Source organism: Actinobaculum sp. 313, from assembly GCF_003073475.1.
In the GTDB taxonomy this organism is placed as follows: Bacteria; Actinomycetota; Actinomycetes; order Actinomycetales; family Actinomycetaceae; genus Asp313.
This window is the reverse complement of sequence record NZ_CP029033.1, coordinates 2425549-2449970: the sequence shown is the minus strand read 5'-3', so window position 1 is coordinate 2449970 and position 24422 is coordinate 2425549. Positions and strand designations below refer to the sequence as shown.

The 24422-nt window shown below is 61.1% G+C and carries 20 protein-coding genes; 5 read left to right on the top strand and 15 right to left on the bottom strand.

Annotated features, from left to right (window positions below):
* Positions 1 to 67 precede the first annotated feature (67 nt).
* Complete coding sequence (clpB, locus tag DDD63_RS10570) at positions 68 to 2800, top strand: ATP-dependent chaperone ClpB (RefSeq protein ID WP_108716340.1); 2733 nt, start codon at positions 68 to 70, stop codon at positions 2798 to 2800.
* Positions 2801 to 2953: 153 nt separating this feature from the next.
* On the opposite strand, the gene DDD63_RS10565 is transcribed toward clpB, so the two are convergent.
* Positions 2954 to 3994: a beta-lactamase family protein gene (locus tag DDD63_RS10565; RefSeq protein WP_240611265.1), complete on the bottom strand. Its 1041-nt coding sequence runs from the start codon at positions 3992 to 3994 to the stop codon at positions 2954 to 2956.
* Between the two features lie 701 nt (positions 3995 to 4695).
* Here DDD63_RS10565 and DDD63_RS10555 point away from each other — a divergent pair.
* The gene (locus DDD63_RS10555) at positions 4696 to 5469 is read left to right on the top strand and encodes an HAD-IIA family hydrolase (protein WP_108716337.1); all 774 of its coding nucleotides are present in this window, start codon (positions 4696 to 4698) and stop codon (positions 5467 to 5469) included.
* 92 nt (positions 5470 to 5561) lie between these two features.
* Here DDD63_RS10555 and DDD63_RS10550 read toward each other — a convergent pair whose 3' ends face one another.
* Together DDD63_RS10550 and DDD63_RS10545 are read right to left on the bottom strand one after the other, a co-directional pair.
* A complete protein-coding gene (locus DDD63_RS10550; RefSeq protein WP_108716336.1) occupies positions 5562 to 6959 on the bottom strand; it encodes a mycothione reductase in 1398 nt (465 codons plus the stop codon).
* Positions 6960 to 7393: 434 nt separating this feature from the next.
* A complete protein-coding gene (locus DDD63_RS10545; RefSeq protein ID WP_108716335.1) occupies positions 7394 to 8203 on the bottom strand; it encodes an exodeoxyribonuclease III in 810 nt (269 codons plus the stop codon).
* 447 nt (positions 8204 to 8650) lie between these two features.
* Between DDD63_RS10545 and DDD63_RS10540 the strand changes: the two genes are divergently transcribed.
* Positions 8651 to 9430: an SDR family NAD(P)-dependent oxidoreductase gene (locus DDD63_RS10540; protein ID WP_108716334.1), complete on the top strand. Its 780-nt coding sequence runs from the start codon at positions 8651 to 8653 to the stop codon at positions 9428 to 9430.
* 437 nt (positions 9431 to 9867) lie between these two features.
* Here DDD63_RS10540 and DDD63_RS10535 read toward each other — a convergent pair whose 3' ends face one another.
* The 4 genes from DDD63_RS10535 to DDD63_RS10525 all read right to left on the bottom strand — a co-directional run bounded on the left by DDD63_RS10535 (position 9868) and on the right by DDD63_RS10525 (position 12167).
* Complete coding sequence (locus DDD63_RS10535) at positions 9868 to 10392, bottom strand: hypothetical protein (RefSeq protein WP_108716333.1); 525 nt, start codon at positions 10390 to 10392, stop codon at positions 9868 to 9870.
* Positions 10389 to 10937, bottom strand: a complete 549-nt coding sequence (locus DDD63_RS10530) for a hypothetical protein (RefSeq protein WP_125482514.1) — start codon at positions 10935 to 10937, stop codon at positions 10389 to 10391. Before DDD63_RS10530 ends, DDD63_RS10535 begins: the two co-directional genes overlap by 4 nt.
* 127 nt (positions 10938 to 11064) lie before the next feature.
* Positions 11065 to 11421, bottom strand: a complete 357-nt coding sequence (locus DDD63_RS12080; RefSeq protein WP_125482513.1) for a hypothetical protein — start codon at positions 11419 to 11421, stop codon at positions 11065 to 11067.
* Positions 11422 to 11438: 17 nt separating this feature from the next.
* Positions 11439 to 12167 carry a hypothetical protein gene (locus tag DDD63_RS10525; protein ID WP_108716331.1) on the bottom strand — a complete coding sequence of 243 codons (729 nt, stop codon included), beginning with the start codon at positions 12165 to 12167 and terminating at the stop codon, positions 11439 to 11441.
* A 587-nt stretch (positions 12168 to 12754) separates the two neighbouring features.
* On the opposite strand from DDD63_RS10525, the gene DDD63_RS10520 reads away from it, so the two are divergent.
* Positions 12755 to 13732, top strand: coding sequence for a TetR/AcrR family transcriptional regulator (locus tag DDD63_RS10520; RefSeq protein WP_108716330.1), 978 nt, complete (start codon positions 12755 to 12757; stop codon positions 13730 to 13732).
* A 186-nt stretch (positions 13733 to 13918) separates the two neighbouring features.
* Here the strand turns inward: DDD63_RS10520 and DDD63_RS10515 are convergent, their stop codons facing one another.
* The 3 genes from DDD63_RS10515 to DDD63_RS10505 are packed head-to-tail and all read right to left on the bottom strand — an operon-like array spanning position 13919 to position 18696.
* A complete protein-coding gene (locus tag DDD63_RS10515; RefSeq protein ID WP_108716329.1) occupies positions 13919 to 15811 on the bottom strand; it encodes an AMP-binding protein in 1893 nt (630 codons plus the stop codon).
* A 9-nt stretch (positions 15812 to 15820) separates the two neighbouring features.
* Complete coding sequence (locus DDD63_RS10510) at positions 15821 to 17065, bottom strand: OFA family MFS transporter (RefSeq protein WP_108716328.1); 1245 nt, start codon at positions 17063 to 17065, stop codon at positions 15821 to 15823.
* A gap of 44 nt (positions 17066 to 17109) precedes the next feature.
* On the bottom strand, positions 17110 to 18696 hold the full coding sequence (locus DDD63_RS10505; RefSeq protein ID WP_108716327.1) for a CoA-transferase: 1587 nt from the start codon (positions 18694 to 18696) through the stop codon (positions 17110 to 17112).
* Positions 18697 to 18843: 147 nt separating this feature from the next.
* Between DDD63_RS10505 and DDD63_RS10500 the strand changes: the two genes are divergently transcribed.
* Entirely contained in the window at positions 18844 to 20136 is a 1293-nt protein-coding gene (locus tag DDD63_RS10500; protein WP_240611264.1) for an acyl-CoA dehydrogenase family protein, read from the top strand.
* 263 nt (positions 20137 to 20399) lie between these two features.
* Here DDD63_RS10500 and DDD63_RS10495 read toward each other — a convergent pair whose 3' ends face one another.
* Genes DDD63_RS10495 through DDD63_RS10475 form a run of 5 tightly spaced genes read right to left on the bottom strand, consistent with a single transcriptional unit; the run spans position 20400 to position 24389 of the window.
* Positions 20400 to 20777 carry an energy-coupling factor transporter transmembrane component T gene (locus DDD63_RS10495; RefSeq protein WP_108716326.1) on the bottom strand — a complete coding sequence of 126 codons (378 nt, stop codon included), beginning with the start codon at positions 20775 to 20777 and terminating at the stop codon, positions 20400 to 20402.
* Positions 20774 to 21004 (bottom strand): hypothetical protein, encoded by a 231-nt coding sequence (locus DDD63_RS10490; protein ID WP_108716325.1) that lies wholly within the window; start codon positions 21002 to 21004, stop codon positions 20774 to 20776. Before DDD63_RS10490 ends, DDD63_RS10495 begins: the two co-directional genes overlap by 4 nt.
* A complete protein-coding gene (locus DDD63_RS10485) occupies positions 21001 to 22941 on the bottom strand; it encodes an ABC transporter ATP-binding protein (protein WP_164505526.1) in 1941 nt (646 codons plus the stop codon). Before DDD63_RS10485 ends, DDD63_RS10490 begins: the two co-directional genes overlap by 4 nt.
* The gene (locus DDD63_RS10480; RefSeq protein WP_108716323.1) at positions 22925 to 23716 is read right to left on the bottom strand and encodes an ECF transporter S component; all 792 of its coding nucleotides are present in this window, start codon (positions 23714 to 23716) and stop codon (positions 22925 to 22927) included. Before DDD63_RS10480 ends, DDD63_RS10485 begins: the two co-directional genes overlap by 17 nt.
* Entirely contained in the window at positions 23709 to 24389 is a 681-nt protein-coding gene (locus DDD63_RS10475; protein WP_108716322.1) for a YkoF family thiamine/hydroxymethylpyrimidine-binding protein, read from the bottom strand. The genes DDD63_RS10480 and DDD63_RS10475 overlap by 8 nt, the downstream gene beginning before the upstream one ends.
* Positions 24390 to 24422 lie beyond the last annotated feature (33 nt).

The window sequence follows — 24422 nt, the reverse complement described above, 5'->3', positions numbered from 1 at the left end:
TTGAGTGGAATAGACTCAACTTTAAGCGCGTTGACCTTCATAGACATTTTGAAGGAGGAAATTGCTTATGGACAAGCTGACAACCAAATCGCAGGAGGCGCTGGCGGATGCCATTCGCCAGGCAACTGATGCTGGCAATCCACAGGTTGACCCGCTCCATCTACTGCACGCCCTACTGCAGCAAACCGGCGGCGTCGCCGTCGCCCTGCTAGATGCCGTCGGGGTGAATCGGGCCGATGTTGACTCCCGTACAACTGCCGCGCTTGCTACTCTACCCGGAGCCGAGGGGGCTTCCGTGGCGCAACCGCAGGCGTCGCGACCGCTTTCTCGTGTGATCTCGGATGCGGGGAAGGAAGCAAGTGCGCTGGGTGATGCGTACATATCCACTGAGCATCTTCTTTTGGCGCTCGCGCAGTCACAAGCACAAGCCGGCGAGATACTGCGGTCCGCGGGCGCCTCACGCGATCAACTGGCAGCTGCGCTTCCCAATGTGCGCGGCAGTGCCAAGGTGGACAACCCAGACCCTGAGGGTACATTCAAAGCTCTGGAGAAGTACGGCAGCGATCTGACGCAAATGGCGCGCGAGGGAAAGATGGATCCGGTGATTGGCCGCGATACGGAGATTCGCCGCGTCGTACAGGTACTTTCCCGCCGCACGAAGAACAACCCCGTACTGATCGGGGAACCCGGCGTGGGTAAAACCGCCGTCGTCGAAGGCTTGGCGCAACGCATGGTGAACGGCGACGTGCCGGAATCACTGCGTGGAAAGCGCTTGGTACAGCTCGATGTTGCCTCCATGGTGGCGGGAGCTAAATACCGCGGTGAATTCGAGGAGCGCTTCAAGGCCGTGCTGCAGGAGATCAAGGACGCCGCAGGGGAGGTTGTGACCTTCATCGACGAACTGCATACGATTGTTGGCGCCGGTGGCGGTTCCGAAGGGGCCATGGACGCCGGGAACATGCTCAAACCCATGCTGGCGCGCGGTGAGCTGCGGTTGATCGGTGCAACTACTCTGGACGAGTACCGGGAGCGCATCGAGAAGGATCCGGCACTGGAACGGCGGTTCCAGCAGGTGTACGTGGGGGAGCCGTCGGTTGAGGACACCGTGGCAATCTTGCGCGGCATTGCGCCGAAGTACGAGGCACATCACAAGGTGACCATTTCCGACGGCGCATTGGTCGCCGCCGCGACGCTCTCCGACCGCTACATCCCCGGCAGGCAGCTGCCGGATAAGGCGATTGATCTGGTGGACGAGGCTGCTTCGCGCCTGCGCATGGAGCTGGACTCCTCGCCGGAGGAGATCGATGCGCTGCAGCGGCAAGTAGAGCGACTGAAAATGGAGGAGGCCTACCTGGTCGAAACGGATGCCGACGACGACGCTGCGGCGGCAGACCGGCTTGAGAAGTTGCGTGCAGAGTTGGCTGACAAATCCGAAGAACTTGCGGGCCTCAATGCCCGCTGGGAGGCGGAGAAGGCGGGCCGTAACCGGGTGGGCGACCTGCGTGTGCGCCTTGATGAGTTGCGCACCGAGTTGGACCGCGCTATCCGTGAGGGCCGTTACGAAGATGCCGGTCGCTTGCAAAACGGTGACATTCCCTCTGTTGAACGAGAAATCGAGGCGGCGGAGGCGGCAGAGGCTGAAGGCGCTGATGCGGATCTTGAACCCATGATCGCGGAACGGGTTGACGCCGACGAAGTGGCTGAGGTGGTTGCCGCCTGGACGGGCGTGCCCGTCGGCCGCTTGCTGCAAGGGGAAACCGAGAAGCTGCTGTCCATGGAGGATGAGATCGGGCACCGGCTCATCGGCCAGAAGGCGGCCGTGCGCTCGGTGGCAGATGCGGTGCGGCGCTCACGTGCCGGGGTTTCCGATCCGAATCGCCCCACCGGTTCGTTCATGTTCCTCGGCCCGACGGGCGTGGGGAAGACGGAACTCGCGAAGTCGCTGGCAGACTTCCTCTTCGATGATGAGCGTGCGATGGTTCGCATTGACATGTCGGAGTATGCGGAAAAGCATACGGTGTCACGTTTGGTGGGCGCGCCGCCCGGATACGTCGGATACGAGGAAGGTGGCCAGCTGACCGAGGCCGTGCGGCGTCGACCCTATTCGGTCATCTTGCTGGACGAGGTGGAAAAGGCGCATCCGGATGTCTTCGATATCCTGCTGCAGGTGCTTGACGATGGTCGGCTGACCGATGGTCAGGGTAGGACCGTGGACTTCAAGAACACGTTGCTCATCCTGACATCCAACCTGGGATCGCAGGAATTAACCGACCCGACGCTGGATCAACAGACCCGGCACGACACGGTTCTTGCGGCCGTGCGGGAGGCCTTCAAGCCGGAGTTCCTCAATCGACTAGATGACATCGTCGTTTTCGACTCCTTGACCATGGAGGAGATTGGCAAGATTGTGGATCTGCAGGTTGCGCAGGTGTCCGAGCGACTGCAGGATCGTCGTATCACGCTGGAGGTGACTGACGCGGCTCGCGACTACCTGGCCCTGGACGGTTACGATCCGGCGTACGGTGCCCGGCCCCTGCGGCGGCTCATTCAGCGAGAGATAGGCGATCAGCTTGCTCGTATGCTCCTGGCCGGTGAAGCGAAGGATGGCGACACCGTGATGGCCGATGCGCGCGGTTTCGATATCGAGGCGCTGGTGGCCGCGCCGGGTGATGGTGGCGGTCTCGGCGATAGCACGTGGGGTGCGGCTGGGGCGGCTGGGTCGGCCACAGCGAGCAACGCGCCTGGCGAGCAGTCGGGCCTGGTGTTGACCGTGCGGCGCGAGGCGGCGCAGGAGCGCTGAGGGCCGAGAGCGGCAAGAAGTGTCGGGTTTTTCAAGAAGTGGAGCGAATAACCCGACACTTCTTGAAAAACCCTACATTTCTCGGGGTGGTGGGGGCATTTGCCGGGGAGACGGGGGTGGCAGGGGCGGTTCTAGGGGTGGTGAGACTGTGCCTCAGGGCCGCCAGGTGCGCATAGCATTCGTGAGCTCGGGCCATCCCGCCACATGGGCTGGCCCGAAGCGCTCCGCACCGAGGAAGATCCCGGCTCGCCCGGCGCCGCCGTCGGCGATGGGATCGACCCAGAGGAATGAACCCGATTGACCGAAGTGGCCGAAAGTGCGTGGCGAGAAACTGCCGCCGGTCCAATGTGGCGCCTTATGGCCGCGTATCTCAACGCCCAGTCCCCAGTCGTTGTTCTGTTGACGTCCGTAGCCGGGCAGAATACCCGCGAGGCCCGGGAATTGCACGGTTGCCGCCACAGCCTGCAGTTCGTGGCTTATGAGGCGCGGGTGTAGGAGTTCGACGGCGAAGAGAGCCAGATCGCTGACCGTTGAGATTCCTGAGTGTGCGGGAGACCCGTCAACGTCCGTGTCCGCCATACCGAGAGGCAGTAAAACCGATTCCTCTATCCATTCCTGGAAGGACGCGCCGACTCGCGTGGCGGTGTACTCGCCGAGGAGTTCGAAACCGTAATTCGAATAAATGCGGCGCTGCCAGGGCGGGGCGATGGGTTCGCCGCGTTCGGCGGGCAGCCCGGAGGCGTGTGCCAGCAGGTGTCGGACGGTGGAACCGGGAGGCCCTGCGGCGTCGTCAAGAGTCAGGAGACCGTGCTCGACAGCGCTGAGCACGGCCCAGGCGGATAGGAGCTTTGTGACGGAGGCGAGGGGAAAGCGGAAACTGCTGTCCCCGACGGTATGAAGCATCCGGTACGAAGAAGAGGTGCCAGTAGCTGCACGAGGCTGCGTCGTCGGTGGTGCCGAAGCGCCGACGGGCTGCGTGACGGGTTGAGTGCTGTTAGGTTGTCCGCTGACTGACTGTGTGGTGGTCGCTTGTGAGCCGCGAGGGCGCGCGCTGCCGGACCGTGTACCGAGGGGTTGTGTGCCGTCGGCACAGCCGCCGGACCGGCCAGCTGTGTGAGGAGTTGTCAATTGTTCGCTGGCGACGACGGCGAAGGCATGGGGGAAGTCGAAGTCGGACTGGGAGGATACGGACATGCTCCCAGTCTGCCACGCGTGAATAACTCGTATGTGGCGAAGGGGTGTATGCCCCGGGCGAAAGGCCACGTGAGCAGGTGAAAGGCTATACGAATCGCACGAAAGATGGTGTGAGACGGGTGGAGAAGTGCTGTATGCGGTGAAGGGCGGCACGACCCAGGCGAAGGGCCGTGTGGGGCAATGGTCGGATGCGATGTAGGGCAGATGGGTGCAAGTTCTTTACTCACGGCGGAGGCCGGGCCGTGAGGGGCCGGAAACTTGGAGGTTGTGGGTGTGGGTGGGTACCAGGAGGCTATGGAGCCGCGTGGAAAGAACGCGGAGAATATGAGCTTGCATGCTGAAACCCAAAGGTTATGAGTCTGCGCTGCGGGGAGAATCCCTCCCGGGCGATGCGCGGAAACAGGCCGAGAGTGTGGAGCTGTGCCGTGCGCAGTGCCGTCCCGCCCGGGCGATGCGCGGAAACAGGCCGACCATGTGGCGGTGGCGCCGTGCCAGATTGGGCGTCGCGTTCGCTGTCAGGACAATGGTGACCGGTATCAAAGCGTTGTGAGCCAGCTGCCACCTGTGGGGCGAAAGCGCAGTAAACAAGCGACGTCGTCGTGCGCAAGAAGGGACTTCGAAAGGGCGAGTCGCGCCACAAAACGGTGAATTGGCGGGCTTTCGCGTTTCTGACTGCCGCGGCCGGACCGTAACCTAGAGGCATGCGAAAGATCAAGAACTGGCTAACAGATATGGACGGGGTCCTTATCCACGAGGAAAAAGCCCTTCCTGGCGCGGCGGAGTTTCTCACGACTCTGAATGAGCGGGAGATTCCTTTCCTTGTGTTGACGAACAATTCGATTTTCACGCCCCGCGATCTCTCTGCCCGGTTGGAGGTTGCCGGGTTGAATGTGCCAGAAGAGCACATTTGGACTTCAGCACTCGCGACAGCTGACTTTCTTAAGACTCAGTCGGAGTCTCGGCGTGCCTATGTCGTGGGCGAGGCCGGCCTGACAACAGCAATGTACGAGGCTGGCTTCACGAATACGAATGTTCGCCCGGAGCTCGTGGTACTTGGCGAAACGCGTACTTACAGCTTCGATGCGCTCACGCAGGCGATTCGGTTGATTGAGGGCGGCGCTCGTTTCATCGCCACAAACCCGGATGTCACCGGCCCCTCGGCGGAGGGATCCATTCCCGCGACGGGAGCGGTTGCGGCCATGATTTCTGCCGCCACAGGGAAGGTGCCGTACTTTGTCGGCAAGCCGAATCCAGTGATGCTTCGCCGAGGCCTGAATCGAATCGATGCCCACTCGGAGGAAACCGCACTGGTCGGGGACAGGATGGATACGGATATTCTGGCGGGGATGGAATCCGGGCTGGAGACGCATCTGGTGCTATCCGGATCGACGACGCTGGAAAAGATGGCGGAGTACGCGTTCCGACCCGACGCCGTGCACAATGGCATCGGCGAGGTTGTCGACCTGATTCGCTAGTCCGTCTGCTAATCAGGGGCCGTGCCGCAAACGGCACGGTGGGGGTCGGCTGCAGGATGCCCGAGTGGGTTCCGCAACCGACCCCGTCCTCTTTACACCACCTGGAGCAGCGCATTCTCCACAAGCTCGGGCATTGCCGGGTGGATCCAGTACTGGTTACGCGCGATGTCGCGCGCAGTCTGGTCCGTACTCATCGCCTGGATCAACACCTGAATCAGAGTTGAGGCCTGCGGGCCGATAATATGAGCGCCAAGGATCCGCGTGCTCTCCTTTTCGGCAATGATCTTGGCGAATCCGGTGGTATCCTCCATGGCCCAGCCGTAGGCGATATCGGCATACGCCTGCTTTCCGACGACGATGTCGTACCCGGCTTCACGAGCCTCTTCCTCGGTCAGACCCACGGAGGCTACCTGCGGGTTACCGAAGACGGCATGCGGCACAAAGCGATGGTCGGAGGTCTGTAAATCGTCCGGGTGCAGGAGATTGTGTCGGACTGTGCGGGCCTCGTGGTTGGCAACATGTTTGAGCTGGTAGGGAGAGCAGATGTCGCCCAATGCCCACACGCCGTCGAGGACTTCGCCACCTCCGATGACGCGCTGGTATTCATCGACGACGATCCTGCCGTCGTCGTGCGTATCGATACCGGCGGCGGTCACATCAAGGAGGTCGGAATTCGGTGTGCGGCTGACCGCCACCAACAGCTCGTCGGCCACCAGAGTCTCGGTGCCGTCCGTCGTCGTTCCGGTGATTTCAACGCCCAGGGGCGTGCGGTGCACTTCGGTGGTGTGGAAACCAAGATGCACGTCAAGGTTCTGGGAGGCGAGTTCCGTGTAACGCTGGGATATATCCCGGTCTTCTTTGCGAAGCAGCGCGTTGGAACGTGCCAGGATGCTGACTTTGACGCCGAAGGAAGAGAAGATGTGTGCCATTTCCGCGGCGATGAAGCCGGAACCGAGGATCGCCAGTGACGAGGGCAAATGCTCGAGGCGCATAATCGTGTCCGAGGTGTGTGGAAGCGCTTCGACGAGCCCTGGGATGGGCGGGATGACGGGCCGCGCCCCGGCGGCAATCACGACATGTTCGGCGGTGATCTCCTCGTCTTCGTCGTCGACAGTGACGCGCATAGTCTTTGGGCCGATGAACTGGCCGACTCCGCGGAAAACGGTCATATTCTTGTTGTCCGGGTGAGACTGCCGGTACTCGGCGCCGCCGTCGGAAATCGGGTCTAGGCGCCCGAAGATACGATCACGTACAGCGGGCCAATCGACGAAGTCGAGTGTTTCGGAGACGCCGTAGCGAGAAGCGTGCGCGGGTGCAGAGGCGATTTCCGCTGTGTGGACGAACATCTTGGTCGGTATACAGCCGACATTTAAGCAGGTACCGCCAAAGCGGCCTTTTTCAACAAAAGCGATGGAACGGCCGGAAAACTCTGGGCCCGGGATGGTATTGCCCGAGCCTGCTCCGACAATGAGTAGGTCGAAGTATCGCATGGCACCACACTAGCGGCTCGAATGGGCGCGGTGCACAAGTTCCCATACCGGGCATTAATGTCAGGACGATCTGCAAACAGGTGCCGTAGTTGTGCGCGGTATGTGATGGCTGTAGGAGGGCGTGCGCTATGTGATAGGACGGGTGGGCGTGGGGACAGGTGGGCGTGGGGACAGGTGGGCGTGCGCAGACTCGGTGCGTTCCTTCATGATCGGACAAAGTCACAGTGAAGGTATGAAGGTGTCAGGCTACCGACAACAGGTGGGCGTACCCGGCCGGAGTGTGCCGTCGTCGTCGCGCAGCGGCACACTCTAGGACCGGTGGTGATCGGTTTGTTCGTTCAGCGATGTTGGCCGTCGGTTCGACGATATCGGTTTGCCAGACCAACCATGCCAGCCTATTAGCTCAGCGGTGCCGGTTTATTCGTTCAGCGATGTCAGTCCGCCAGCTCGATAATGACCGGCACGTGATCCGAGGCGCCCTTTCCTTTGCGTTCATTCCGGTCGATATGGACGGCGGTGACCCTTTTCGCGACGGCAGGGGAGGCCCATGCGAAATCAATCCGCATCCCTTCATTGCGGGGGAAACGCAGGCGTTGATAGTCCCAGAAGGTGTAGCTAGCCCCTTCAGCATCACGAGTCACTTCAGTCAATCCCGCCTCGGCGAAGGCATTGAACGCGGCTCGCTCCGCATCTGTCACGTAGATGTCGTTGGCGAACGCGCTAATGTCCCACACGTCTTCGTCGCGTGGGGCGACGTTCCAGTCGCCGCCCAATAGCAAAGAAGCGCCAGGATCACCTGTTAGCGTGGAGTCGGCGGCCTTGTGTAAAGCGGCGAGGAAATCGAGTTTGTACCGGTAGTGGGGGTTGTCGATACTGCGGCCATTGGGCACGTAAATGCTCCATACCTCGATGCCGCCGCAACGGGCTCCGAGAGCGCGAGCTTCGAGCTGGGGGGCGTCGAGAAGACCGCCACCGTTGTTTTTTGCGTAGGGCGGTTGATCGGGGAACGATGTGCGCACATCTTCCAACCCCTGCCGTGATATGATCGCGACTCCATTCCACTGGTTCAGCCCGTGGGCAGCCACCTGGTATCCGGCGTTCTCGAAGGTGTCGGCCGGAAACTGTTCGGTCTTGCACTTCGTTTCCTGCAGGAGAAGGACATCGAGGTCCCAACGCTTGAGGACGTCTACGGCGCGTTCGGCGCGTGCCCGGATGGAGTTCACATTCCACGTTGCTATGCGCATGCCACTAGCCTAGCTGGGCTCCCGCTGAATGTGCGTGGCCCTGGCGTCGCCTGACGCCAGGGCTTGAAGGGCGGACTGTCTCCTGCCTCGGTGCGTAGCCTGGCTCAACCCGCGCTTGCTCTGTGGCCTTCGGATCTGTGCCCGCGATCTTGCGATGCGTCGGCCGTGGCGTGGGTGGCGCATGTGGTGGCTGGCGTGGGTGCATGTGGTGGCTGGCGCTAGTACAGCGGGGGCTTGCCGTGTAGCGCTGATAAAGGCGCTTGCGGTGGCGCTGGTGCAGGGCGACACGGTGCGCGACCGGTGTGGGATGGGTGGTGCGGCTAGCGCGAGGGTGGGTACATGCGGTGGTGCTGGTGCACAGGTGCCTGTGGTGTGGCAGGTGCGAGGGCAGTTGCAGTTGAGGAGGAAGAGCACCGTTTTGCGGTCGGTGCAGCGTAGGCTTAGCGCATGGGTAGCGCATTGGTGACCGGGGCGACGTCGGGAATTGGACTGGAGATCGCGTGGCAGCTTGCTGCCGAACGCAACGACCTGGTGCTGGTTGCACGCACGACTGCGCGGCTGGAGGAGTTGGCCGAGCAGATTCGGCAGGTTGCGGGTGTGCGCGTGGAGGCGCTGTCTGCGGATTTGGCGACGTCGACCGGCGCGCTCGCGGTGGCAGATCGGTTGCGTAGTACGACGCGGCCTATCGGACTGTTGGTCAATAGTGCGGGTTTCGGCCTCGGGCAGGACTTTGTGGGCGGCGCGCTCAGCCGCGAACTCGCTGCGTTGGATGCGATGGTGAGAGCGGTGCTGATAACCAGCCATGCGGCGGCTGCTGCAATGGTGGCACGTCGTCGAGGTGCAATTCTGAATGTCGCGTCCATGACCGCGTTGACAGCGCAGGGGACGTATTCGGCCCACAAGGCCTGGGTACGAACGTTTACCGAAGGGTTGGCGGCGGAGTTGCGTGGTACGGGCGTGACAGCGACGGCCGTGTGCCCGGGTCTGGTTCGCACCGAGTTTCATGAGAGGTCCCACGTCGACGCCGGGCAGTGGCCAGCATTTGCTTTCACGACGCCGGCACATGTAGCCGAGGTCGCATTGGAGGCAGCTCGGCGCGGCAGGGTCCTTGTAACACCGACTTTGCGATACAAGGCGGTGGCTGCGGCTTTGAAGGTCGCACCCCGTTCGGTTGTCAGACGGGTTGCCGGCCCGGGCCTGTCGGGGCGAGGCAGTGAGACCCATTAGGGCTGAGAGCGTTGGGCTTGGTCTGGGTGGGGCCGTGGGGCGTCGGCTGGATGGGACTGCGGGGCTTGGTGCGGGTGAGAGCGTGAGGTTTGGCATGCGTGGGAGTGGGAGGTCGTGGGGCTCGCTCGATCTGGATGAGTAAGCGGATGGGTACGAGTTGGCCTGTCGGAGCGGCATTGGCCAGGCATGCGGCCCGCTGCCGCGTTGGGGGGCGCGGCTTCGTCCCAGTGGAAGACGGGCGCCCATGTGCCCCGCGTCTGCGTTGGGGGTGGGCCGAGTTGCCGGTCTTATCCGCGAGAAGTGGAGGGCGTGGCGAGAAATGTAGGTTTTTTCGCGGAGTTTCTTGAAAAACCCTCCACTTCTTGGGTGGTGTCCTAGCGTGGCAGGCGGCGCATGTGGCGGCGGGCGGAACACGGCGGGTGGTATGCGGAGTGAGGTCAGTTCTCCGGCGCCACGGCAAAGGTATCAGCAACAACATCACCTTCATCGAATGAGATGACGCCATAGTTGAGGTATCCGTTGTTGCAGACGGTCCCTCCTGCCGCACGTTCAGGTATTGTTGTCGTTACCACTTCGACGTTCTGGAGTCCTGGCTTCCACCGCATAAGCGTGGGCCCCTCATAACCGTTGGAGCGAAGCCGTTCCACATCGGGCCCCGGCAAGTCGGTCCACCAATAGGCGTACCCGTCACACAAGTTCAAACTGTTGGCCGATCCCCAGCCGAGGTGAACCGCCTCGCCTTCAGGCGAAAGTGCGACGACGAGGGCTTCGCCGAAATTCGTGGGTTCAACATCGGGAAGCTGCACGGAGACTTCCCAGTCATCGAGGACTGCGCCGACGAAGGGAATGTTGCCGTCAACATGAGTAATGGTGCGGATACTGGAACCATCGAAAGGTACGTAGTAGACCTCACGTGATCTGTGATAGGGACCGGCTGGTTGGCTCCACGCTGAGAAGGTCACTCCTTCTGCGCCGAGTACCGAGAACTGGGAGAATGTGTGCCCGATGCACTGCAACTGGTGGGTTGTGAAACCTGATCCTGCCCACTCCAATTCGAAGACGCATTGTTCACTATCGTCGGCGCGGTCGGCCAGCGCGACCGTGCGTCCGTGTGCAGAATTGACCAGACCGGGGAGCCAGGCCCAGAAGAAGCCCTCGGGGGATCAACGCTGGTGACGGCACCCGTAGATAGATCTGCCAGATAAAAGCGAGAAGCACTGTCCTCGAGGCCGGATCCCCCGTCGTAGTCGATAGCTTGGTTCTCGACCAGGAGAACAAAGTTATCATAGAACAGTACCTTCACGATTGCTCGAGTTGAGTCTTCGGGAGTTCTTGTGAGTAACACCGTGCCGTTGTGATCGAGAATCTTCACCCCACGAGGATCAGTGCCTCCGTCCGGAACGACGGTAAACTGGCCGTTCGTCTGTGACATGTCGGCAATGTCCGGGTATTGGGCGACACTAACAACCGGTTCCTCCGACTTGTCAGCGATGGGGAGGGGACTCACGTTTTCGGGAAGTGTTGGCCCTGGGTTCGGGAGAGTCGGAGCGCCGCCCGTGGGGCTGGCCGGAGAGGAGTTGCTATCGCCACAACCGCCAGCCCACACAAGCGTCACGAGAAGAACAAGACCGACGCTAAACGCCGATGTTCTGGAAAGACCTGTTTGCGTCATTTGCTTCCTTCACCTTGGTGAACGGATCCGTAACCATGGTCCGACGGAGCTTCCCGCTGAAGTCGTAGGGTTCAAAGATGTTGACGATCCCACTGCCGTTCGAGTAAACGGTGTAGCCAAACGCGACATTGAAGTGCCCACCTGTGCCGGTGCCCGCAGGAACATATGTCGACACGCCTGGACTTAGCTTTGGATGAAGAATCACCGGGGCTTTCTTGTGCCCAACAGTGCCGCTGATCTGCCCGATCCACTTACTGACGCTCCATCCACTGATAGACCTGACGACGTACCCGTTTACGCGCTGTGACCAACCGGGCATGTATCTATTGGCTGCGTTTACGAAGTTATAGATCGATGTTCCCCGCTACCCGTACCGAGCCGATTTGCCCATAGTTGCTGAGAATTAGCACTGGGGCTGCGCGGGTCGTGAAGTCCCATGAAGTTCGCTGACGCCGGACCGCACCAGTTCGAGCGCTGTTGCTTGCCTGCTCGTGTCGTGGTTACTAATCGCGCTCGCGATACGACAGTTGTCCGGGCTGCTGTGGAGGAGTTGGAATCTGTTTCCACATCGGCAAACGCGCTTTCCGCAGGGAAGGCTTCGCGAACATCGGCTGAAATGTCACCTGTGTCGGTGAATTGATCGTCGGCGAGAACCTTCCCGGCAGATGACTTAGCGTTCATCAGATCTTGTCGGAGCATTTCGCGTTGTTGATCTGGCGGAAGTGTGAGCAGGTCATAGATCGTGGACTCCCAGGGGACATCGCCACTGATTTCAGTGGATTCAGTGATGTTGTTGATGTCAAGGCGTTCTTCCAGGGGGATGTCCGTGTCTGCCCAACCCCAGAAGGGGCAGTAGTATAGGGCATCTACCGGGATACAGGAAAGATGCTCGAGAAGGTCAAACTCCTGAGCTGACCTCGTTACATTCTCGCGAGTCGAGGCGCCTGAAGAACCGGTTGCCTCAAGGTTTGCGATCTCGTTGTCAAGATTCGCGACAACAGCGGTTCTGTATTGAGTTCCAAGTTGGGGGGAGGATTGGCTGTCATCATCGGTAGTTCCTGCCATTGGTGCTAGTAAGAGCGACAACGACGACACAAAGCCAACAATAGATGGTCTCATGTTGGTGTCCCTTTCTGTTATGCGACACCACCATTGGCATCGCGTACTCAGTATACATGGCTTCTGGGGTTGTGTATAGGCATTCGAGGGCTAAGTTGCGCGTCTTTTGTGTGAGAAGTGGAGGGTTTCGCGAGAAGTGTCGGGTCTTTCGCGAAGCTTCTTGAAACAACCTCCACTTCTTGGGCCGTCGGGGCTCGATAAGGCGCACGAGGCGCACGAGGAGCACAGGGCGCATGACACGGGTCGCAACGCCGTGCACCAGGCATACACAGCGCACGAGGCGGCGCACTAGGTGAAGCACGACGCGACGCATATGGCAGGTCACAGCACAGCGTGCTAGTGAAGAGACCGCCCGATGCGCGGCAGGTCCGGGTGTGAGAAGGGCCCGGTGCCGTTCGCGGCGTCGTCGTAAAATGGACAGCGGCAATCGCCGGGCGGGTTGCCGGTGCACGTACAGCGGCAGGGGCGGACCAGCACCTGCGTAGCGCCAAGGCACCAGGAAGCATCGATATACGCGAGGATAGGAGACGGTTTTGCCGGATTCGATGCCGGAATCGGCGGGGACGAACGGCGTACCAGCAGGCGCATCCGAAGTTGCCGATGCCTCACACGATGCCAGTGCCTCATGCAATGCCGATGCCTCGCAGGACTCCGAGGGAAGGTCCTCCTCGCCCGTCGACATGGCACGGGAGTTCCCTCCCGTGGAGCCTACGCACTGCGCCGCCGAACTGGCCGATGCGGGCCAGGAATCCGTGCTCGCGGGCGTTGTGCCTCTTGTGCTTGCTCACTCGGAACTCAGTAGCACCGGCTCGGTGCCCGCCTCGTCCTCCGTCGGCCGGCCGCGAGACCCTGGAATCGAAGAACGCGCACTGATGTGTGCCCTGGAGATCTACGCCCGGTTGGGCTGGTCGGGGTTCACGATCGGCAAGGTCGCCAAGCGGGGGCATATGGGCAAATCGTCGCTCTATCTGCGCTGGCCAACGAAGGAAGACATCCTGTTGGACGCTTTCAACGCGACGGACGCCTTCTTCCAACGGCACGAGGCTGAACTGGGCGATATCCCCTTCATCGAGCGCATGTTGCGGATCGCGGAACACCGGGTTCGCACGTACTACACGCCTGTCGGTCAGGCGGTCATCCGCCTCAATCTGGAGAACCAGATGTTGCCTGAGGCCGTCGGCGAATTGTGGCGGAAATCCGTCGGTGGCGCCGTTATGCGCACGCGGCATCTGATTCAAGCGGGCATCGATAACGGCGATCTACGGCCGGAGACCAACTTGGTGCAGCTGGGTGACGCCTTGGAAGGTGGAATGACTATGCATGTGCTCGCTACGCCGACTGAGTTGCGGGACCGTGCCATCGCCCGGCTGGATATCTATTCGAATGAGCTGGTTGCGGGCACGCTTGGGCCGTGGCTGACTGAGCAGGCGCTGCGCGACGTGGAAAGGCGTGGCTCACAACGCGCAGTTGCTCTTTTGCCGCTGATAGCGTTGGCTCGCCCGACGCAGTAACTTCGGCGGCAGGTGAATCAGGTGTTGCGCACGGCGTGCCCAGTCTGGGTGTAGGTGTGACCGAATAGCCTCTGAACAGGCACGAGGTGAGCGAGGTACCACTATCAGGCCGATGGTGAATTCCCAGAGCGACGACGGGTCTGTTCCCGCGGCGGGACGGCCAGGCCTGCTTCGACGGGTGAACTATCAATCCGACGCCGAGTACCACGCGTCGCCCGGGGAGTGTGAACCGGCAACGAGTTCCTGCAGGCGCTGGCGGTCAACCTTGCCCGTGGGGCCGAGCGGTAAGGCGTCGATCACCTTGAGATGTCGGGGGAGTTTGAATCGCGCGATGCGACCATCGAGGTAATCGCGCGCCTCCTCCAGTGTGAGCGGATGGTTCGCATCCCGCGGGACGACGACGGCAAGTGGCGTCTCACCCCACCGCGCGTCGGGCACGCCGATTACCGCCACGTCTACAACGCCGGGATGCGTGCGTAATTCTCGTTCGATCTCCGCCGGGGAGATGTTCTCACCGCCAGAGATAATCAACTCCTTGATGCGCCCGCGAATGTAGAAGAAGCCTTCCTCATCGTGTTCCGCCAGGTCACCGGTGCGAAACCAGCCGTCGGCGGTGAATCCAAGATCGGCAGTGGCTCCGAGGTTCCAATATCCCCGTGTCACATTGCCGCCGCGTACCCAGATCTCGCCGACGTCTCCGGGCCCGACGTCGGTTGCCTCAGGCAGGGAAACCGTCTCGTCCGGCCCGTCGCCTGCCGCCACGCTGGCAGGGTCAACAAGACGGATATCCGTATGCGGGTATGCGCGACCGACCGAGCCAATGTGCTGCCGCACTTGCGATGGTGGCAGCATCGTTCCGCCACCACAGGTCTCCGTCATTCCCCACGAATTACACAGTGGGATGTCGCGTTCGGCGTATGCCTCGAGCAGATCGAGGGGCGCGGTTGCGCCTCCGACCACCGCGACGCGCAGGCTGGAGAGGTCCCGCCGGGCGAAGTCGGGATGGCACCGCATGGCGTCGAACATCGTGGGAACTCCGAACGTCGTCGTAACGTGTTCACGTTCGATCAACTCCAGTGCCTGCCCGACGTCAAAGGTTCGTTGAATCACCACCGTTCCGCCCGCAAGCATGGTCTGCAGCGAGAAGGTGTGTAAGCCCCCTACATGCCCGAAAGGCGCCACCGTTAGTGTCACATCGCGCGAGCAGTCACCGAGGGTGTCGACAACATTGGCCCACGATGTCCACAGATTCCGGTAAGTAATGGTCACCCCCTTGGGCCGACCGGAGGAACCGGAGGTGTACTGCAGGAGAAGTAGATCGTCGGCAGCGATCACGACCGGAGGCAGGGCGGGGCGATCAAGTTCGCCGCCCGGCAGTTCGCTGAGGCGGTGCCAACGCGCAGAGAGTGAATCCGAGACGGGATCCGTCGTTGGATCCTTGTCGTCCACAATCCAAGTGATCGGAGGCGGAGGATCCGCTGTTGCAGAGTCTGTTCCGGTTGAGCCCAGTGGGAGCGAGTCCATAACGCCGTCGAACTCATCGGCATGGCGTGGTCCGCAGATGACCACGGAGCAGCCGGCGTCGGCGATGATCGTGGCGGCCTCCCGCGCCGGAAGGCGGAAGTTGAGCGGAACGAGGACGGCGCCCAGCCGGGCCACGGAAAGGGTTGCGATCAGGTAGAGAGCGGCGTTGCGGCGGATGATTCCGACTCTGTCGCCGCGTCCGACGCCGAGTTCGGCCAATCGCGACGCCGTGCGGGTGGCAAAGCCATTGATATCGGACCGGCTCCAAGTGTGTGTGAGCACGCTGATGCACGGGTGGCTCGGGGCCTCCGCGGTCAGAAGATCAAAAGCCACCGCTAGCGATCCACCCGACGAAATCATGGCCGCACTTTCATCGCGAGAGGTTGATTCATCCGGGGTTGCGGAGCCCTTCTCGAAGGCCGCTTCGGTTTCATCCAGCGGGCTTAAGGAACTGGCCGACGCGGTCGAAGACACCGCGCCGATAGGGGTGCGAGCGGTGCACCGCAACTCGGGCGCGCCGCTCGTCCGTCCATCTGAAACATGCCCACCGCTCATAGGCCGACGTCAGCGTCCTTGCACTGGGCGGGTCTTATCCACCGCGCGATACACGAAGGTCAGCACCAGGCCGACTAGTGCGATAATCGCCGCTATGTAGAAGGCCCGTGAGAAGTCGCCGTCGGCGGATTCGGCCATATTCGAAGCCCATCGCGGTGCAACGACTCCGGACAGTGCGTAGGCGGAGAAGATGATCCCGTAGTTGACTCCTTGGTTTCGCGGGCCGAAGTTCCCCATCGTCAGCGGTGGGAAAAGGCTCATAACTCCGCCGAAGGCGAATCCGAGAACGACGACGCCGGCTGTGAGCACAGCGATTCCAGAACCGGAGCCGAGTGCCGTAAGTGCCAGTGCAGCCAACACAAAAACGATTGCCAAGGACGTGATGACGCCAATGCGGTCCGAGATCCAACCCCAGCTGATCCGACCGATGGCGTTGAACACGGCGAGAAGCGACACGTAGAGCGCCGCGGTTGCCGCGCTCAGGCCGAACATGCCCTCACTGATGGGCGAGAGATTCGAGGTGATCATCAGCCCGAAGAAAGCGCCCGCGATGAACATCGGTACCATAACCCAGAACTGGGGTGTGCCGAGCATGCCTTTCCAGTTGATCTGGCGCATCGCGCGAGTACCGCCTGAGCTGACCGGAGGGGTCCAACCGGCTGGCGTGTAGCCAGGCGGGCACGGTCGGATGAGGAACAGACCGACGGCCGCCACAACGACGGCGAACACGACGCCGAGGGTGACAAATGCCTTCGATACACCTAAGGAAGAGACCAGTGTGCGCCCCAACGGAGCGAACAGGGCGGAGCCGGCGCCCATGCCGCCGGTGATAACTCCGGAGGCGAAGCCACGCTTGTCGGGGAAGAACTTCAAGGTGTTGTTCAATGCTGCCGAGTACATCATGCCTTGCCCAAAACCGGCAACTATGCCGTAGGCGAGGTAGAAGACGGGCAGGCTGGTTGCCAGTCCGGCAATGATGTGGCCTGATCCGAAGAGCAGGCCGCCCAGGATCACAAGTTTGCGTGAATGCCCGTGATCAAGCAGAAACCCGGAGAGCACCATGACAATGGGTGCCAACATGGATGTCAACCCGAAGGCGAACATAACACTGGGCATGTCCCAGCCGCGCAGCTGTGCGAACGGCTGGGCGAAAACGGAGAAGGAGTAGAGTGCGCCACCCATAAGTAGGGCGACGACGGCGCCTACCAGCACCATGTTGCGGTTGGGGGCGGTTGTAGATGGCGGAGTCGTCATTCAAAAGCCTTTCTATGCGTGTGGTGGGATTTGCGGTGTAGCGTCTATTGCGATGCCTCGGCAGCAACGCGAGCATCAATGGTGGTACGTAGGTTCCCCCACTCCTCGCGGAAGAGCCCCGGATCCATTTCCTTCAGGTCGGCGGCAATGGCCGGGCGGAAGTCCATCTGCTCCAGGATGTGTTTCTTGAGGTCTATACCTGGTGCGATTTCGGTCAGGACCACCTCACCGTCGCGTAATTCGAAGACGGCTCGTTCCGTCACGTACACGACCTTTTGTCCGATGGCTGCCGAGCGTGCCCCGGAGAAGGTAACTTGTTCGACGTCGCGCACGAACTTATGGATCCTGCCCTCTTCGACGATTTCGCATCTGCCCTCACCGAATTGGACCTTGAGGCCACCTGCGGTGAAGGTTCCGGCGAAGACCACGCGCTTCGCGGTGGCCGTGATATTGATGAAGCCGCCGCATCCGGCCACGCGGCCATTGAATTTCGAAACGTTGAGATTACCGTGGCTGTCCGCCTGGGCGAGGCCGAGGATGGTCAGATCGAGGCCACCGCCGTCGTAGTAGTCGAACTGTTCGTGCATGCCAACTTGGGCGAGGGCGTTGTAGCTGTGCCCGAAGTTTTTATCGTCGGCGGCTGTTCCGCCCACGGCACCGGCCTCGGTGGTCAGCAGCGCGTAGTCGGAGATGCCCTCGTCGGACATGATCACTCCGACTTCCGCCGGGACTCCGACGCCGAGATTCATCACATCGCCGGGGCGGATTTCGGCTGCGGCGCGGCGTGCCATCACCTTTCGCTCGGTCAGCGGTATGGGTTTGAAGCCGGAGACCGGTACCTTGACCTGCCCCGAGAAGGCGGGGTTGTACTGCGTGTACTCGGTCTGCATGTGGTTCTCCGGTTCCGAGACGACGATGTAATCGACGACGTTGCCGGGAACGCGCACGAGATTCGGGTCAAGCGAACCCGTTTGTACCACTGTTTTCGCCTGGGCGATAACAATGCCTCCCGAGTTGTGGACGGCCTGGGCGATGGGCAGAATCTCCATCTTCAGGCCCTCCTGCTCCATGGTGAGATTCCCGGCCTCGTCGGCATACGTGCCTCGAATCAGTCCGATGTCGATGGGGAAGGCGCGGTAGAAGAGATACTCATCACCGTCGAGTTCGACGAGCTTGACCAGATCTTCGGTTGTCACATCGTTGACCTTCGCGCCTTCCAGGCGGGGATCGACGAAGGTTCCCAGTCCGACCTTGGTGATGACTCCCGGACGGCGGGCGGCGATTTCGCGGTACAACGCTGTGATCACGCCTTGCGGGAGGTTGTAACATTCGAGTTTGTTCTCGGCTGCCAGTTTTCCCAGATCGGGCGAGGCGGACATAATCCCGCCGATCCAGCGTTTCACGAGGCCTTCATAGGAAAGCTTACTTAAGCCCTCGCGTTTGCCACGCGCTCCGACGGCGGATGAGTTGATAATGGTCAGACCGTGCGGTCCATCGCCGCCGATCCAGCGTTCTTCCAGTGCTGCGATAACCTCTTGGTTGACGCAGGAAAGTCCGAATCCAGAGAAGGCGACCGTATCGCCGTCCTTGATAAGTGCTGCGGCGTCTGCCGCCGAGATGACTTTCGCCATGAACTACTCCCTTGCAGTTAACCGGTGCCGACTATGGCAGCGGGGCGTTGACGGGTGGGAGGTCCCAGAGCCGAAATCTCCCGCGTGTTTTGAGTCTAACATCCATTACACACCAATACGGACTACTTTGGTCCTATATTTGATTGTGTGGGACTGCTTACGCTCGATACGACGGCTCCGCCCCTTCGTCGTCGTACGGCACAGTTGCCGGTGAGCGAGAAGTGGATAACGGCTTCCTGTTCTAAGAGGATGGTCGGAACCGCGCATAACTACACAACCGGAAAGGAACCAACGATGGATTTCAGCCTGACGGAAGAGCAGGAACTCTTGCTGGCAAGCCTCGATGAACTGCTCGACGAGTACGCAACACCGGCCTATATTGCCGAGGTCGACGCCAAACATGAACAGCCGGTCGCCTTCAAGAAGGCGATGCATGAGGCGGGATTCCTGACGCTGGGATTCCCCGAGGAGTACGGCGGCACGCCCATCGATACCGTCACCATGTGCATGATCGGAGAGCGGGTTGCCGCGCGCGGGCTCAACCTCGGATACGCCACGGAAATCCTGCAGGTGCTGGATATTTTGGAGTTCGGCTCGGAGGAGCAGAAGCAACAGGTACTCTCGGTACTTGCCGACGGCGGTGTGCCCTTTGCACTCGCCTTCACCGAACCGCAGGCCGGATCGGACTCCTCGAGTATGCAGATGACTGCAGAGCATCGTGACGGCAAGGTCTACTTCAACGGAACAAAGACGCTGATCACCAACGCGGTGGGAACCAAGTACCTGTTGACAATGGCACGCAATCCCGACGCCGAGGATCCGCGCCGCGCCATCTCGATGTACCTGGTCCCTACCGATACTCCCGGAATTGAGCTGACGCCGATCGACAAGATGTGTTGGCATACCGCCGATTCCTCCGAGATCTACTACAACAATGCCGAGGTGGACGAGTCCTGCCTCGTAGGCGTCAAGGGCAACGGCTTCGTGCAGCTGATGAAGAACTTCGAGGTAGAGCGCATTATGACCTCCACACAGTCACTTGGGCTGGCGGAGGCTGCCTTCCAAGACGCGGCCGAGTATGCGGCTAGCCGCGTACAGTTCGGGAAGCCGATCGGTAGTTTCCAGCTTATTCAGGAGAAGCTGACCGATATGGCGATCAAGATCGAGAACATGAAGAACATCATCTACCACTCGGCGTGGATGGTCGACAACAAGTGCCTCGATCGCAAGCAGGCCGCCCTGTGCAAGCGGTACTGCTCAATCGCCGCCTTCGAGGTGTGCGACGACGCCCTGCAGATTCATGGCGGCGTCGGCGTGACTGAGGGCGTGCGTGTGGAGCGGCTGTGGCGCGACGCCCGCGGGCATCGATTCGGCGGCGGCACCGACGAGATCATGGTGCATGTGGCGGGCCGCCAGATCGTGCGTGAGCATACGAAGTGAGGCGCGGGTGTGGGGGCCGCCGGGGAGGTGGCGCCCACACCCGGAGGATTGTCCTTCTCCTACGTTTAGCATTCCTTGATGCCTATCGCATAAGTTAGGTGTATTCGCAGGATCCAGCTCGGTAACGTGTCATACCAGTATGACGGTCAAGGCGAAAACACACATGGTCGCCAATAACAGGACAAGGTCACCAAAGGAGAAGGTCATCGGGTCGCGGATGGTGTGGCCCGTACGGCCCAAGCCGCGCGATTCGAGCGCCAACGCTATTCGCTCGGATGAGCGGATAGAAGTGACCAGTAGGGCGAAGGCAGCGCGGGCGAAGCTTTTGACGCCTTGGCGCGGTGCCCCCTTCGTGTTAGGGGTGCCCGCACCGCTTGTGCGGCGCGAATCGTCGTCCAACGAGTGGGCATGGCTTCCAACATGCGGTGGCCGGACAGAATCGCATAGGCGTAACGAGGGCTGAGATGTAGGTTCTGGATGAGGCTGATCATCAGGTCGCGTGGCCGGGTGGTGGCGAGAAAACCTACGGTGAGCACTCCGATCAGCATGGCGCGTAATGCGAGAGCGGCTCCGATTGAGAGCCCTTCAATCGTGATCGGCACCGGCAACGTTGCCCATAAGCGGAGCCCCGGCCTGCTCATGGCGTTAACGAGAACGATCCCATCGCGAAGGAGAGGAAGGGGATCTGCGAGAGTATGATCGTCCGCCAGGGAACACGGCCCGCTGCACGTACTCCGGCGAGCGCCGTCGTGTACAGCACGAGAATCGGCAGTGGTCGGAAGAGGAATAGAACCGCAATGGATACGGCGAGGACAGCAGCGGCTTTCACCAGTGGATGACGCCTCGCCAGCCACGAGTCTCGTATCATCGCCCCGCTTCCAATGCCATGTCGTCAAGCGCTTGTAATAGGTGGGAGAGCTCACTTCGAGTATGGTCGCGTGAAGCCTGGTGCGGGGGATTTTGATCAACCGGTGCCTGACTGTTCCCTCTTGCCGTAGTTCCTGCCGTGTGATGGACGGGTTGATGTACCCGGCCGGAGTACGGTTGAGCGCGATTCTCTTGTTCTGCAGTCCATGCCGCCAGCTCGGTTACCAACCGTGGCGGGCACAGATGTGCCGCGGCGCAGAGAGCAGGGTCTGCAAAAACGGTAGCCGGAGGCCCATCTGCCACAATCCTCCCGTCGGCGAGGACGATCACGCGATCCGCGTATGCCGCTACCGCCCGCATGTCATGGCTGGAGACGGCGACGCAGACACCGCCGTCGGCGTGTTGACGCAAGCACCGCATTACCGAGATCGCGGCGTGCCGATCCAGCCCGAAAGTCGGCTCGTCGGCAAGGAGAACGGGACGGTTGTGTGCCAGTATGGCTGCCAGGCTGAGTAGGCGTTTCTGCCCGCCGGAAAGCCGAAATGGATCACGGTCGGCAAATGGTGTCAGGCCGAACTCCGCCAGCAGTGCTCCGGCAGGTGCACGGTCGCTCAGCCCATACTCCACTTCAGCCAGAACGGTCCGTCCGGCGAACTGATGCTCGGGATTTTGGAACACGACGCCGACGCGTGGTGCCTGGACGGTGCCGCTATGCGGCGGAATTAGCTTGGCAAGAGTATGCAGCAGGGTTGATTTCCCGGATCCATTGGAACCAACAAGCGCTGTTAGTTCCCCCGCGTATAAGGTGAAGTTGATTCCTGCGACGACAGGTGGATCAGTTTTTTGTCGAATGGTCCTCGTTATGGCGAGGTCGCGAGCGACGACGACGGCTCGTTTCGTTCTGGTACTGTGCTGCGAGGCGGTGCGGGCGGTCTCGAAGCCTTCGTCGGCGTCAAAGTCGTGGCCCGTACTGAAGTCGTTGCCAGCGCTCAAAGTGCGGCTTGTGCCGAAACTGCCGCCGCTGCTGAAGTCGTTGCCGGTTCCGACTCTGCATCGTATTGTCTCGATGTCGATCTCACCGGCTTCTCCAATGATCGCGTCGTCGGCGTCGTTTCCCAAGAGCGCCCGTAACTCCACATCAATGGGCAGCCAGCAGCCCTGCCCGATGAGTTCACGGACCTGACCCCAACGGGCCTTGGATATCCGGAGGTCCCAACGCAGTTCGCCGCTCGGGCCGAGTACGAGCCAGCGGTCGGGCAGTCCTTTCAATCCGTCGGCGGCTGCCAGTTCATCAAGGCGGTGCTCGACCAGTATCATCGCCGCATCGGTTTCGTGGCGGATAGACGTGATGGTCTCGCGTACAGCGGTGATTCCGTCGGCGTCGAGCATGGAGGTAGGTTCGTCCAAGAGGAGTAGTCGGGGGTGTGCGACGACGGCGGTGGCCAGGCTAATACGTTGTAACTCGCCGCCTGATAAGGCTTGTGTTGTTCTGCCCCGTAGCCCTTCAGCGCCACTGATGCGAAGTGCCCAGCCGATCCGCTGTTCCATCTGTGCAGCGGGAAATCCGAGGTTCTCCAGCGGAAGGGCGACCTCATCGTCAACATCGGACAGGCATATCGACGACTCGGGATCCTGCATTGCCACGCCAATGAGGTCGGCAAGGTCATAGACCTGATGGTCCTGTGGCCTGCGTCCGGTGACTTCGAGTTCTCCACTGACTCTGGCAGCGAAGGCGTTGGGAATGGCGCCGTGCAACAGGCGTATCAGGCTGGATTTCCCCGAGCCGGTCGGGCCGACCAGCAACACGCTCTCACCCATCTCAAGGCTGAAGGTCAAGGGACCGACGCCGGTACCGGTGGGGAATAGGCAGCTTACGTCCCGTGCTCGCACAACCACGCGGTCGCCGGTACCGGATTGGTCGTTACTGGTACTTGTCATAAGAGGTACCGGTATCACTTTCGCCGTGTGGTGATGCTTCCGCTGCTCGGGTCGGAGCGGTGGGGTGTTGCGATGTGCTGCGGGATGCGGGCCGGTTCTGCCGGGGTAACCGCTGTGCACCATCCGACCGCTGTGTACCTTCTGACCACGGCGCATCTTCCGACCGCTGTGCACCCTCCCGCACGATGGCGAAATCGTCCAAAACGCCGGTAGAACGTAGTGCTTCTACTATGACTTTTGCGAGCAGACCGCCCAGGACAAGGCCGGAGACCGCCTGTATACCGAAACGGGCGAGGATAATGGACTGTCCCCACCAGCCTGAGCGGAAAGCGTTGAGAACGAAAACAGCCGCAGCTCCGCAGGCGCCCGATAGCGCGTAGATTCCCCATCCAAAGCGGCGGTAGCGGGTCAGTGTGAAGGGCAACTCCGAACCTAAGCCCTGTAGCGTTGCCGAGAGAAGTAGCATGGGGCCAACCGGAGAACCGAGGAATACTACCTCAACAACGGCGGCGATGACCTCCGCAATAACTCCTACTCCTGGGTACCGGATAATCGCAATGGCGATCGGCGCCACCAGCAGCCATCCGCCGAACAAGATGTGCTGGGCAAGGTCGCCACCCGGCCCCATAGCGATGGCGAGGGCATTCCATGCCTGCACTAAGGCCCAGTACAGGAAGCCGAAGACGACGGCGAGCATCACCAGTAGGACGATGTCACGCATGGCGAGGCCGCGCCGGGTGGGTTTCGCGGGTGCGTGGTCCGTCTTCTCAGACATCGGTTCCTCCTGCCACGAGTGGAGAAATGTCATCGGTGGTATGTGACGGACTGTTGAGTGACAAGGTCAGATGCGAAGTGACATGCTGAACGGAGTTTCCCACGTGCACCCATGCGGCGAATACGCTTGCGAGGATGGTGCCGATGTCGCCGGCGAGTCGAGTGACAAAGTGGTGCGATCCGCGGAAGACGCCGCTTTCCTTCGCGATGTCTATCGCCTTTGCAATATCGCGCATGTGGTCGGGAGTGCCACCGAGTGCCGCTGTGTCGGCAAGAGGATAGAGAGTCCATTCGGCGGTCGCGTATCGGCCGGTCACGCGCCCGCTTGGAGTATCGACGACACGAGGGCTGACACGGCCGGGTGTGGAGCAGGCGACTTCGCCGGGGCACCCGCGTGACAGGAGCAGAGTGATGGAGGCGTGTGCTCCGGTTGCCGCAATGGCCTCCGCCAGGTCGGTGACATAGCGGAGAAGTGTGGCTTCCTCTCCGCCGAGATATGTGCTGACATCGCCGGTTTCGACGACGAGGCCGGTGGCATCAGTTTGAGCCAATGCTGAGAGAATCTGGTCGGCAAAGTGATCAGACATAATTGCGGCGGTGATTCGTGCACCAACGCCAAAAGCCAGCGGGTCGGCGACCGTGGTCGGTATCGCGGCTGGTTGTTTCGGAGACATCAGGGAATTCTCCCTTCTATATCCGGGAGAAGG